General features: G+C 73.6%; 9 protein-coding genes. 4 read left to right on the top strand and 5 right to left on the bottom strand.

From position 1 onward, the window contains the following. Positions 1 to 32 precede the first annotated feature (32 nt). From MTQ01_RS09370 to MTQ01_RS09355, 4 genes are all read right to left on the bottom strand, one after another. Positions 33 to 908 (bottom strand): Gfo/Idh/MocA family protein, encoded by an 876-nt coding sequence (locus tag MTQ01_RS09370; RefSeq protein WP_247488501.1) that lies wholly within the window; start codon positions 906 to 908, stop codon positions 33 to 35. Continuing rightward, on the bottom strand, positions 905 to 1,276 hold the full coding sequence (locus tag MTQ01_RS09365; RefSeq protein ID WP_247488499.1) for an isomerase: 372 nt from the start codon (positions 1,274 to 1,276) through the stop codon (positions 905 to 907). The genes MTQ01_RS09370 and MTQ01_RS09365 overlap by 4 nt, the downstream gene beginning before the upstream one ends. Positions 1,277 to 1,404: 128 nt before the next feature. Then, complete coding sequence (locus MTQ01_RS09360) at positions 1,405 to 3,075, bottom strand: PepSY domain-containing protein (RefSeq protein WP_247488497.1); 1,671 nt, start codon at positions 3,073 to 3,075, stop codon at positions 1,405 to 1,407. A 188-nt stretch (positions 3,076 to 3,263) separates the two neighbouring features. Beyond that, complete coding sequence (locus MTQ01_RS09355) at positions 3,264 to 3,971, bottom strand: hypothetical protein (protein ID WP_247488495.1); 708 nt, start codon at positions 3,969 to 3,971, stop codon at positions 3,264 to 3,266. Positions 3,972 to 4,283: 312 nt separating this feature from the next. Between MTQ01_RS09355 and MTQ01_RS09350 the strand changes: the two genes are divergently transcribed. The 4 genes from MTQ01_RS09350 to MTQ01_RS09335 all read left to right on the top strand — a co-directional run bounded on the left by MTQ01_RS09350 (position 4,284) and on the right by MTQ01_RS09335 (position 9,818). Further along, on the top strand, positions 4,284 to 5,561 hold the full coding sequence (locus tag MTQ01_RS09350) for a sensor domain-containing protein (RefSeq protein ID WP_247488493.1): 1,278 nt from the start codon (positions 4,284 to 4,286) through the stop codon (positions 5,559 to 5,561). A gap of 264 nt (positions 5,562 to 5,825) precedes the next feature. Continuing rightward, positions 5,826 to 6,479: a response regulator transcription factor gene (locus MTQ01_RS09345; protein WP_247488492.1), complete on the top strand. Its 654-nt coding sequence runs from the start codon at positions 5,826 to 5,828 to the stop codon at positions 6,477 to 6,479. Between the two features lie 300 nt (positions 6,480 to 6,779). Then, positions 6,780 to 8,822: a hypothetical protein gene (locus tag MTQ01_RS09340; RefSeq protein ID WP_247488490.1), complete on the top strand. Its 2,043-nt coding sequence runs from the start codon at positions 6,780 to 6,782 to the stop codon at positions 8,820 to 8,822. A gap of 246 nt (positions 8,823 to 9,068) precedes the next feature. Further along, positions 9,069 to 9,818 (top strand): TetR/AcrR family transcriptional regulator, encoded by a 750-nt coding sequence (locus tag MTQ01_RS09335; protein WP_247488488.1) that lies wholly within the window; start codon positions 9,069 to 9,071, stop codon positions 9,816 to 9,818. A gap of 49 nt (positions 9,819 to 9,867) precedes the next feature. On the opposite strand, the gene MTQ01_RS09330 is transcribed toward MTQ01_RS09335, so the two are convergent. Further along, entirely contained in the window at positions 9,868 to 11,907 is a 2,040-nt protein-coding gene (locus tag MTQ01_RS09330; RefSeq protein ID WP_247488486.1) for a hypothetical protein, read from the bottom strand. Positions 11,908 to 12,076: the final 169 nt, after the last annotated feature.

Genomic DNA, 12,076 nt, shown 5'->3' with positions numbered 1-12,076 from the left:
CCTCGGCGGAGCGGCGGCACGCCGGATTCCGCTCAGAGCGGCGGGAGTTGGGCGTCCGCGGCTTCGAGCAGCCGGGTGACGCGGACACCGAAGTCCAGGTCGCAGTCGTGCCGTTCGGGAGCCATCAGCGCGTCGATGGCCCGGCCGAAGGCGGCTTCGGCCGGCGCCTCGCGCTCCGGCATCCGCACGACCCCGGCGCTTCCGCGCAGCTCCGCGCTCACACCGGCCGCCGCGGGCGGTACCGAGTGGGTGACGGTGACCGTGCTGGAGGCCCCGTTCACGTGCCGCAGCACCAGGTGGACGGTGTCTCCGGGGCCCCTGACCGCTGTCACACCGCTCGGCTCGACCTCGCCGAGCGCGGGCAGGAGCACCGAGAGGGCGTGCGGACCGATGTCCCAGAGCGCGCCCTTCTCCTGCCGCCAGGGAGAGGCCGCGTACGGCGATTGGGAACCGCCGAAGACCGGCGAGTACCAGTCGGCACGACCGGCCGACCAGCCGCCGGTGACGCGCTGTTCGGCGATCCAGCGGGCGGTCTCGGGCGAGAAGCGCAGGGTGAAGAAGACCACCGAGCGGACCCCGGCACGTTCCGCCGCCGCGGCGAGGCGTTCGGCGGTGTCGCCGGTGGTGGCGACCGGCTTGTCCAGCAGGAGGTGGCAGCCGGCCTCGGCCGCCCGGATCGCCAACTCGGCCTGTACGTCGGGCGGGAGCGCCACGGCAACGGCGTCGCAGTCGGCCAGCAGCGCGTCGAGATCGCGGTGGGCGGTGGTGCGGTGCTCGGCGGCCAACTCCTGTGCCGCTTCGGGCCTGCGGCCCCAGACACCGACCAACTCGGCCCGCGGGTGCGCGGACAGCGCGACGGCGTGGGTGCGGCTCGCCCAGGGGCCCGTGCCCAGAAGTCCGAACCTCATGCGGACGCCTGGAGCTTGTGCGAGACGTACGTGGCCGGGTCGAGCTCGCTGACGTGCGCGGACAGATGGAGCCGCCGCCCGGGCCTGGCCGCGAGCCGCTCCTTGAGCGAGGCGAGTACGCCGGCGGCGAGTTCGGCCTTGGCCTCCCTGGTGCGGCCGGCGTGGATCGCGACGTCCACGTGCACCATGTCGACGTCCTCGTCGCCGTCCGCGATGACGCCGTCCTGGATTGGGCGCAGTACGGTCTTGCAGCCCGCGACCTGCGCGCCGACCGCCTTCTCGGTGATCCGGTGGAGATCGCGGCCGAGGGCCCTGCTGTCGAAAGTGCCGGTCAGTGGTGCGGAGTAGTCGACTGTCAGATGGGGCACGGCGACTCCCTGATGCGGTGGCGGGCTGTCCGCCTCTGGCGGTTCGCGCTCCAGGGTATGGCCCGATCGGCGGTGGCGCGGGGAGCGGTGCCGGTCCGCTGCTCCACGGACCGGCACCGCCCCGCCTCTCAGGAGCGTCCCGCGGAGTCCGGCGCCTCGTCCGGCACCTCGGAGCGGCCGGAATCACCGGCGGTGGCGAGCGTTTCGCCGTTCCCGCCCGCAGCGCCGCTCCCGCCCGCGGCGCCGTCGCCGTCGGGTCCGCCGGCGGGTCCGCCGTCACCGTCCGGGCCGCCGGACCCGCCGGACCCGCCGTCGCCGTCGGAGCGCGTGCGGGTGCGTGCGCGGAGCCCGAGTGCGGCGTCCAGCGCCAGGAAGGCCAGCAGGCTGATGCCGAGCAGCGGCATGAACCAGCCCACCAACGCGGTCACTCCCACCAGTGGCAGCCACCAGGTCACCGGCACCTGGCGCCAGGTGCCGCGCGGGTGTGCGCGGCCGAAGGCCAGACGCGGGCCGTCGGTGGGCCTGCGCTGCCACCACATGCGATAGCCGAGCACGATCATCGCGACCACCGAGAGAGCGAGCGCGAGGAGCATCAACTGGTTGGGCAGGCCGAAGAGTTGACCGTTGTGGAGACTGACGCCCCAGCTGCTGAGGGAGGCGAGCAGCGGGTAGTCGGCGAAGTCCAGGCGGTCGGTGAGTTCGCCGCTGGAGGCGTCGAGTGCGACCTGGTCCATGCGCTGCGGGAGTTGGGTGTCGATCTCCTTGACCACGTACGCGCCGGGAACACCGTCCTCGCCGACCGCCGGCGGCAGGATCTCCAGCGGGCCGGAGAGGCCGTGCTCGTCCTGGGCGATCTCCACGATCCGGTCGACGGCGAGGATCGGATGCTCGGAACCGTCACCGCCGCCCTCCCCGTGGCCCTCGTGGCCCTCGTGGCCCTCGTGACCCTCGTGACCGTCGCCGCCGGAGCCGCCGTGCTCCTCGTGTCCCGCACCCGGATCGGTGGAGATGACCGGTGTACCGCCGCCGACCTTCTCCCGCAGCTCGCTGATGTTCCCGCCGGCGTAGGCGGACCACGTCAGACCGGTGGCGGAGAGCATGATGACGCCGAGCGCCGCCCAGAGCCCGATCAGGCCGTGCAGCGAACGGGTGCGTCGCAGGCCGGTGGTGCCCTTCAGCCGTCGCTGGGAGCGCCTCCTGCCCAGCCACAGCAGCACACCGCCGAGCGCCACCACCCACAGCCAGCTGGCCGCCAACTCGCTGTAGAGGCGGCCGGTCTCGCCGAAGTGCAGCATGCGGTGCAGCTCGGACACCCAGGCGCGGTACGGCAGCGCGCCGGAGCTTCCGTAGCTGTCCAGCGCGCCGCGGACCTCGGCGGTGTAGGGGTCGACGAAGACGGCGAGCAGTCTGTTCTCGGCGGCGCTCGGGTCGTCCAGCATCACGCGGGTGGTGGCGCCGGGTTCGTCACCGGGGCGTACCGCGCTCAACTCCCCGTCGGGGTGGGCTCGTTGGGCCGCGGCGACCTGTTCGGAGAGCGGCAGCACCTGTTCGCCGACCGGAACGGTCAGCTCGTCGGAGTACAGGACCTTCTCCACCTGGTACGAGGTGGAGTAGAGCGCCCCGGTGAGCGCGGCGACCAGCAGGAAGGGTGCGATGAGCAGCCCGGCGTAGAAGTGCAGCCGCATCACCAGGGGGCGGATCGGCCGCAGGCCGGAGCGGCGGGGCGCGGCGGACTTCGGCCGGGAGGAGGGCGGCGGGGGGTCGGTCTCGACTTCTCGCGCAGGAGAGGATGAGGACATGTCTGGGTGTTCCCTTGTCAGTGGCGACGTTGGCCATGGGGGACGTCGGGAGTCACGAGCGGGCACCGGGCAGCCGTGCGGGCACGACTGCGCGCCGGGTCGGCGGGTGCGGGTGAACTCCTCGACGGCGCACGGCGGTTGCCGCACGCCCGGCACGGGGCGCGGGACCGTGCGGGCCTCTCGCAGGTTCAGACGAGGGCGACCGCCGGGAGGTCCCGCCGAGGGCGCGGCGGTGCGCGGCCGTGGCGCGAGTGGGCCAGCAGTACGGTCCGCGGCGCGGCCGGCGCGGCCACGGGCCGCGGCCCGGTGGCGGCCGACGGCTCCGGCGCCGGGGCGAGCAGCAGTACGAGCACGGTGTGCGCCCGGTCGCCCAGCAGTCGCAGCAGCGTGAAGAGCGCGGCCTCCCCACGCCACAGCCACAGGGCGCAGCCGAGCGCGGCCAGCAGGTGGACGGAGGTCATCGCGGGCGAGCCGTGCACGGCGCCGGCCAGCAGGGCGTCGGACCCGTCCTGCGCCGCGCCGTGGTGGCCGCCCGAGTGTCCGACGGTCGCGGCGGTGTGCGTGCCCGGGTGGCCGTGGCCGGCCGGGGGCGGATGCCCCGCGGCCGGGTGTGCCGCGGGCGGTGTCGGGGCGAGTCGCGCGAAGAGCAGATGCAGGCCGGCCTGGAGTACGAGCAGCGCGCCGCCGATCGCGTACGGGCCGCGCCGGCGGGAGACGCCCGCCCAGGCCAGCGCGCCCACTGCGACGCAGGCGGCCAGCAGCACCCAGGGCGGTACCGCCCGGCCCGAGACCGTCGCGTGGCCGGCACCGGCGAGTACCACGCACACGGCTGTGAACAGCGTGGCGCGTACGGCGCGGAGCGGCGCGGCTTTGGTCTGGACTATTCGGGGCGGCATGGTGGCGGAATCATGGCACGGTCATCGACTCGCGTCTGCGGTCGGTACAGGAATTTTTCCGCTCCGATTGGGTCGCCGCTCCGAGTTTATTCGCCAACAACCCCGCAGGCCAGGGACGTTGGCACGGCCCGGCCGGTCGACCGCCGACCGGCAGCCGACCGCGGCGGCCGTCGGGGTGTACCTGGGTGCACCCCGACCTCGGGTGGGAGACCCCGTGCCCCGCGGGCCCGCGGGCGGCAAGAATCAAGGGGCACACCACAGTGCGCACAAGGACCTTCAGCGCACACAAGGATCTTCGGGAGAGGCTGAGGCATGGACGGGACGACGGGGGTGCGGGGCGGAATGATCGCCGCCGTACGGGGATTCTGGTTGGGGCTCGTCGCGATGACGGCGGGCATCGTTCTGGGTTCGCTGTTGCTGGTCTCCCTGGCACTCGTGCCCGCCGCCGGCATCGGGCTGCTCACCACCCCGTACGCGGTGCTGGCGCTGCGGGCGTACGCGAACAAGCACCGTGAGCTGAACGGGGCGTGGGCCGGCATCCCGGTGAGCAGCGCGTACCACAGGCTTCCGACAGAGCGGGGGCTCTCCGGCCACTTCAAGCGGTTCCTCGCGCTGGTGCGCGACCCCTCCACCTGGCGCGATCTGCTCTGGGTCCATGTGGACGGCACCGCGGGCGCCGTGCTGGCGATCATCCCGCTGGGGATGATGGCGCAGGGCGTCTTCGGGGTGCTGCTGCTGTGGCTGTGGGACCCGATCACCTCGGGCGGCGCCGGCGACACCCACTGGTACCTGTTCGTACCGGTCGACTCCTTCTTCACCGCGCTGATCGCCGCCGCACTGGGCGTGCTGCAGCTCGTCGCCGGGCCGCTGCTGGCCCGACCGCTGATGCGGGTGCACGGCCGTCTGACCCACACGCTGCTCAGGCCGCCCCCCAAGGCCGCGCTGACCCGCAGGGTGAGCGAGCTGTACGAGACCCGGCACGACGCGGTCGACAGCTCGGCCGCCGAACTGCGGCGCATCGAACGCGACTTGCACGACGGCGCACAGGCCCGGCTGGTGGCCATGGGCATGTCCCTGGGCACCATCGAGGCACTGATCGAGAGCGACCCGGCGACCGCCAAGAGGCTGATCAGCCAGGCACGGGAGAACTCGGCCGAGGCGCTGACCGAACTGCGCGACCTGGTGCGCGGCATCCATCCGCCGGTGCTCGCCGAGCGCGGGCTGGGCGACGCGGTACGGGCCCTGGCGCTGCGGATGCCGCTCACGGTGGAGACGGACGTCCGGTTGCCGGACCGGTTCGAGGAGCCGGTGGAGTCCGCGGCGTACTTCGCCGTCAGCGAGGTGCTGACCAACGCGGCCAAGCACTCGGGCGCCGACCGGGTCTGGCTGGATGTGCACTACGAGCGGGACGCGCTGCGGATAGCGATCACCGATTCCGGCAGGGGCGGGGCGGATCCTGCCGGCGGCACCGGTCTGAGCGGTGTGGAGCGGCGGCTCGGCCCGTTCGACGGTGTGCTCGCGGTCAGCAGCCCGCCCGGCGGCCCGACCATGGTCACCATGGAGATCCCCTGCCGCCCGGTCGGCCCCTGACCCCGGTGGCTCGGGTCGCGCGCCCGAACCGTGGACGCGCGACCCGAGCCGTCCGGCCGCCTCCGTACGGCCGCCTCCGGAGCGCAGGTGTCCGCCCCGGCACTCCCGGACGTTCGACGGCCGGAGTCGGCCACGCTTCGGCCGACTGCGGTGCCGGGGCACCCTGTTGTAGTTTCGGGCGGGCGCCTCTCCCGACCCGCCCCTCCCGCTGGTGCCACTCCCTCTCGTCCCGCTCCCCCACCCCTTCGCTCCCCCGGAGAAACCGTGCGCGTCGTACTGGCCGAAGACCTCTTCCTCCTGCGCGACGGACTGGTGCGGATGCTGGAGGCGTTCGGCTTCGAGATCGCCGCCGCGGTGGAGAGCGGACCCGAACTGACCAAGGCGCTCGCCGAGTTGCGGCCGGACGTGGCGGTGGTCGACGTACGACTGCCGCCGACCTTCAGCGACGAGGGCCTGCAGTGCGCCCTGCGGGCCCGGCAGGAGCGGCCCGGGCTTCCGGTGCTGGTCCTCTCCCAGCACGTGGAGCAGCTGTACGCCTCGGAGTTGCTCGCCGACGGCAACGGCGGGGTCGGCTATCTGCTCAAGGACCGGGTCTTCGACGCCGAGCAGTTCATCGACGCGGTGCGGCGGGTGGCCGCGGGCGGCACAGCGATGGACCCGCAGGTCATCCAGCAGCTGCTGACGCGGCGCGAGCGCGACCGTCCGATGGCCGCACTGACACCGCGCGAGAAGGAGGTCATGGAGCTGGTGGCCCAGGGCCGTTCCAACGCGGCCATCGCCGAACGCCTGGTCGTGACCGAGCGGGCCATCGCCAAGCACACGGCGAACATCTTCCAGAAGCTCCAGCTGCCGCCCGCGGAGGACAGCAACCGCCGGGTGCTCGCCGTGCTCGCCTATCTGGACCACGGCAGCAACTGACACCCTGCCGCCGTCGCCGGACGGGTGCGACTCTCGCGAATCGGCGCGAACAAGCTTGTGCGGCGCGGCAGTTGTACGGACGAGGACGGGCCGCTGCGGGACAGGGCCCGGCGGACGGCGGCGCGGCCGGGCTGCGGGCGCGGACGGGTGCCGCAGGCGGTGAGCTGGGCAACGAGACCGGTGCACGGGCCGGTGCGCGGGCCGGTGCGCGGGCCGGTGAGGCTGCGCGGCGAGCGGTGTCGGCGCGGCAAGTGACCAACTGCGGATTCACTCGTTCTGCTCAATGTGGCCCCTTCAGACGTGACTTCCGACCGCGTGGACCGAGCAGCCGGTACAGCGCCGGACAACGACGAGCAGCAGCCCGGCGGCGCGGCACCGCCGGACCCGCGCGACCCCTGCGACCAGCCGACTCGGGCGTCGGGGTCCGGCCCGGTGCCCGTGGACCTGGCCGAGTCGGCGATCGTCGAGCACTATGCGCGGCTGGTGCGGCTCGCCCATCTGACGCTTCCCGCCTCGATGGGGCGCGAGCGCAGGGTGTTGACGGCGCACACGGTGGTGCAGCGCGCGCTGCCCAGGGGCCGCGCGGCCGACGATCCCCGGCTGCCGGCGCAGCGCGGACCCGGCGGCGGAGTCGCCGACGCGGGGTACGCATACGTACGGATGCGGGTGGTGCGCCGCGCGCTGGACGCCGAACTCCCCTGGCGGATCGGCCCGTTGCGGCTCGGCCGCGGTCCCAGGCCCCGGCTCGGCCTGCCGCGGGCGGCAGGGCTGCGGCTGCTGCCGCGGGTGTGCAGCGAGGACGAACTCGCCCTGGACCGCGCCCTGTCCGAGTGCTCGGGCGAGGGCCGGGCCGCCTTCGCACTCCGGGCGCTGGAGGGGCTGAGCGACGACGAGGTCTACGACCTGCTGGAAGCGCTCGGCGTCGGAGATCCGGACGACGCGCTGGACGAGGCGGACGAGGTGCCGCTGCCGGCCGGCAGCCGCGATGTGCCGCCGGCCGGCTGGGGGTTGGACCCCAGCGTGCTGCGGGCGCGTCCGACGGATCTGCTGCGCCGCCGCCAGCACGGCCGGGCCCTGGTCGTCGGGTTGGCGGCGCTCGCCGTGCTCGGAGTGCTGCTCGGACTGCCGGGCGAGGGCTGGGGCCCGAGTGGTGCCGCCGCACCCGCGTACGCCCAGAACCCGGCGGCCCAACAGGCTCTGGACCCCGAGAAGTTGGTGCGGGTCTCGGCGAACGCGTGGCGCAAGTCGGCCAGGACCGACTTCTCCGTCTGGCCCGCCCGCGGCGAACTCCTGGACGACACCGGCCTGTTGAGCCGTGCGCTCGCGGTCTGGGCCCGGCCCGGCCGGCAGGTCGAGGTCACCGCGACGCCCGGCACCCAGACCGGCCCGGCGGCCGGCCCCGCCCAGCTGCTCTACGCCGGCGAGGCGGACGGCGCCGCCCTGGTGCTGCTCCACGACGGACTGCGGCTGGTGCGGTACGCGGAGCCGGCGGGCGGTGAACAGGGCCCGGTGGGCCTGGACTTCGCCCGCACCGACGGCGCCGATCCGGCCGGCTCCTCGGCCGCGCTGCTGACCCGCAGCGACTCCAACTCCCGCTATCTCACCGCTCCGTGGGTGAGCAGGCTGAGCACGGTGGACCTGCTCGAGCCCGACGACACCGGCAAGGAGGTCGGACGCGGCAGCGACGGGGTGAGCGATCCGCTGCCGGCGCCGCCGCTGGGCACCGGCCGCTGCGAGAGCTGGCCGGCGCTGCGCGCACAGACCAAGGGCGAACGCCCGTACCTGCTCACGGATCTGGGGGAGATCGTCCCGGCCAGGCTCACCTTCGGCAAGCCGAGCACCTCTCCGGTCGACGCGCTCTCCGAGCCCGCTCGGCGGCTGCTCGCCGCCTCCGCCTGCCAACTGCCGGTGCTGAGCGGTTCGGGGGTGCGGTCGGTCAACTCCTGGCAGTTCGGCTCCCACCAGCTGCCCGAGAACGCCGGGGCCGCCTCCTGGGTGTGCACCAGGGCGGACACCTGGCGCGGCAGCCAGGGCCAGGCGTACGCGCAGTTCAGGGCCCCGGCGCCGGCCGGCACCCAGGCCGCGGTGGTCGGCCGGGCGAAGGGCGGCGCCGAGTGCGGAGCACGCGATCCGCGGGCGCTGGCCGGTGCGCTGTGGAAGTCGCCCGGAGGCACCTGGTACCTGCTGGCGGTGGGCAGCGACGGGGTCACCTCGATCACCGCCGACGGCGGCGTGCAGGCGCGCACGGAGGGGCGGCTGATGATGACGCCGGTCGAGCAGGGCGCGAAGGCGCAGCTGCGTGCGACGCTCGCGGACGGCGGGGAGCTGGGGCCGCTGAAGTGAGCGCGGCCGGTGCCCGGTTCGCGGTCCCGCGTCGGTCGACGCCGACACCGCGGACCGCGTGCACCTCGCGCGAGCGAGCGCACCCGCCCGGGGCCGGTGCACACACCCGTGACCCGGGCGGCTCCTCCGGGCCGACCGCACGACACAAGTGCTTGCATCATGCACCGAACTCCCGTGCGCACGACGCCCGTTGAGTCCGCACCGTTCCAACTCCGGGGATTCACCGGCAGGTTCTAAGGTGGACGGATGGCAACCGCGCTTCGACGCAGAATGGACACGGAGCAACGCCGACAGCAGCTCATCGCCGTGGCGCTCGAACTGTTCAGCACCCGCTCCCCCGACGACGTGTCCATCGACGACATCGCCACCGCTGCCGGGATCTCCCGGCCACTGGTCTACCACTACTTCCCCGGCAAACACAGCCTGTACGAGGCCGCGGTGCAGGTCGCGGCCGACGAGCTGACCGCGCTCTTCGCCGAACCGGCCGAAGGGCCGCTGACGGACCGTCTGGACCGGGTGCTGAACCGCTACTTCGACTTCGTCCAGGAGCACGGTCCGAGCTTCTGCGCCCTGCTGCGCGGTGGCACCGCCGGCGGCGTCGGCCCCGGGGCGGCCCGCGCGGGTGCCGCGCTGGAGGGCGTGCGGGAGAAGGCGTACGAGCAGATGCGCCGGCACCTGCGGCTGGAGGACCCCGGGCCGAGACTGAGGCTGCTGCTCACCTCGTGGGTCCAGCTGGTCGAGACGGCGGCGTTCAGCTGGGTCACCGAACGCGCCGTCCCGCGCGAGGAGTTGGTGCCCCGCCTGGTGCACGACCTCGTCGCGCTCACCGCGGTGACCGCGGCCCACGACGAGCAGACGGCGAGGATGCTGCGCACCCTGGTGGCGGGCGAGGGCCCCGACGGCCCGCTGGCCACCCTGGTGGCGCGGCTGACCGGTGTCGCGGCCGGACCGCCCGTCGACGCCCCCGGCACGACGGCTCTCACGCCGGCGCCCTGACCCGGCCCACCCGCGGGCGCGACCGCAACCGCCCCGCGGAGCGGCCGCGTCAGCCCTGGGGTGCGGCTTCGCAGGGCGCCCCGGAACAGACGTCCACGATCCTCCCGGTGCGCAGGAACTCGCCGGTCTGGGCGCGGGCGGCCTTGTCGTTGCGGGGGTCGCCGTGCGGGTCGGCGCCCTCGCCGGGCGCGGTGTTGGTCAGCGGCTGGTAGGGCGCACCGCTGTCCCAGACGACCATCGCCGAGCCGGTCGCGGCGGGGTACTCCAGCGGCTCGATCGCCCAGTACGGCTCCTTGTCCGGGTTGCGGCCGTCCGCGACGGTCGGCCGGTGGATCCTCGCCCCGACGGTCCGGGCCTGGACCTCGGCGGCGGTCGGCGAGACCTGGTGGTCACCGAAGGCGACGTGCATCAGCACCCGGTGCTCGGGGGTGCCCGGCAGCGGGTCGTCGGTCAGGTGCTGGGCGTATCCGTTGGTCTCGCCGCGGTCCCAGAGCATCTGGATGAGTGCCAGGTTGACCTGCTGGTCGAGCTTGTCCGGGTAGGCGGTGTCCACGATCTGCTCGAAGGGCGCCCAGTTGCTGCTGCGGTTGAGGAGCGTGGAGAAGTTCATGCCGGGGACTCCGAGCGCCGAGCGTTCGACCTCGGTGGAGACGGCGGTCAGCGCGCCTCCGATGATGCCGCCCTGGCTGTTGCCGTAGTAGGCGAGATCCGCGTCGGCGTCGAGCACCGAGGTGCCGGAGTCGTTGCGGAACGCCTCGTCGGAGGCGAATCCGTCCTTGTGCGTGAGCAGCCTGCCGAGCCACAGGCCGTTCAGGATGCCCTGCTGGAGCCGGTCCGGCACCGCCGGGAACTTGCCGAGGTCCTGGAGGGTTTCGGCGACGAACGAGAGGTCGTCGGAGGACATCCCGGCCCATTTGGTGGCGCAGAACGCCAGGTTGTGCTCGGCGGCCATCGCGGTGATGCTGCCGGAGCCGACCTCGCCCTCGGCCCCGAGCAGTCCGTGACCGTAGAGCGCGGGCACCGCGGGGTCCTGGAGGGCCTTGCGCGGGATCTCGCACTGGAAGGAGGCGATCTGCTTGTTGCCCTCGGTGCGCCGCGGCAGACCGTTTTCGTCGTACTCGAAGCCCGCACCGGGCGGTCCGCCGGGCCGGTCGAGGTAGCTGGGGATGTTGAAGACTCCGCGCACGGAACGCGCGATCGGGTCGTCCGCCGGGTTCTCGGTCACCTCTCCGACCACGAACTCGGGTGCCGCGTCGCCGAGTTGCCCGAAGGAGTCGTCACGCAGATGCAGCATGCGCTCACTCAGGGAGCGGGTGCTGGCCACGGTGAAGTCCCAGGCGAGGTAGGTGTGCTCGGTCTTGACCCCGGCCTTCTCCAACCCCTCGAAGGCGGGCGCCAGTTGGCGGGCACGCTCACGGAGCGCCGCCCGGTCGGCGCTCTCGGCCCCACCGTCGTGCTTGCCCGCACGGAGATCGGCGAATGCCGCGGGCGCCTCGATCGGCTTGCCGTCGGCGTCCTTGAGGTCGCGCAGCGCGACGGCGTAGTCGTGGCCCGCGATCAGGTTCCGGGCGGGTCGGACGATCAGTGCCTGTCGGTTCGGATCGGGGGCGTTCGCGTCCAACTCGGCCCAGTACGGCCAGCGTTCGCCGGTGGTGAGGTCCAGCAGCACGATCGGCGCGTCCTCCTCCAGCGAGCTGCCGATGTCGGTGATCGGCGCCGCGCCGGTGCGCTCCAGATCGAGGCCGGGAACGCGGGCCAGCAGCATGGAGCCCGGCGAGAAGCCGTCGCTGCGGTTCCACTCGGTCGGATCGATCGCCGTGCCCCGGACGTTGCGGGGCATCGACGCCGGGTCGAAGTCCACCCGCCGCCCGGTGTCGGTCGAACTGTCCTTCCTGGTGTGCCAGTTGCTGGGGAACGGCAGCAGGCAGGCGGCCGGGTCGATCGGGTCGCAGCCCTGGGCCGACGTGTTCGGCTGAGTGACCGGTTCCGGTGCCGCACGGGCCGACGCTCCCGGAACGAGCAGCGTCGCCCCCAGCGTCGCCGCAAGTGCCACCGCGCCCATGACCGAACTCGCTCGAGTCGCTCGCATGCGCTCACTTATCCCGCGCGCGGCCGCTCTTGTCTACGCACCGGGGTGACAAGGTTGCTGCGGGTGATCACCACTGCGGCCCCGAGTGCGCAACGGGCCGCCGTACGCACGGAGTCGGTGCTCCGGGCGTACGGCGGCCACGGGCTCGCGGCGGGGGCTGCGCGCGAAG

The organism is Streptomyces sp. XM4193 (assembly GCF_023072595.1).
Lineage (GTDB): Bacteria > Actinomycetota > Actinomycetes > Streptomycetales > Streptomycetaceae > Streptomyces.
The sequence above is the reverse complement of the archived record's forward strand: the minus strand, read 5'-3'. Positions and strand labels throughout refer to the sequence as shown.

Excerpts from the sequence above, each read along its gene's own strand:
- MTQ01_RS09370 (WP_247488501.1), bottom strand. The coding sequence starts at position 908 with ATGAGGTTCGGACTTCTGGGCACGGGCCCCTGGGCGAGCCGCACCCAC.
- MTQ01_RS09360 (WP_247488497.1), bottom strand. The coding sequence starts at position 3,075 with ATGTCCTCATCCTCTCCTGCGCGAGAAGTCGAGACCGACCCCCCGCCG.
- MTQ01_RS09355 (WP_247488495.1), bottom strand. The coding sequence starts at position 3,971 with ATGCCGCCCCGAATAGTCCAGACCAAAGCCGCGCCGCTCCGCGCCGTA.
- MTQ01_RS09350 (WP_247488493.1), top strand. The coding sequence starts at position 4,284 with ATGGACGGGACGACGGGGGTGCGGGGCGGAATGATCGCCGCCGTACGG.
- MTQ01_RS09335 (WP_247488488.1), top strand. The coding sequence starts at position 9,069 with ATGGCAACCGCGCTTCGACGCAGAATGGACACGGAGCAACGCCGACAG.
- MTQ01_RS09330 (WP_247488486.1), bottom strand. The coding sequence starts at position 11,907 with ATGCGAGCGACTCGAGCGAGTTCGGTCATGGGCGCGGTGGCACTTGCG.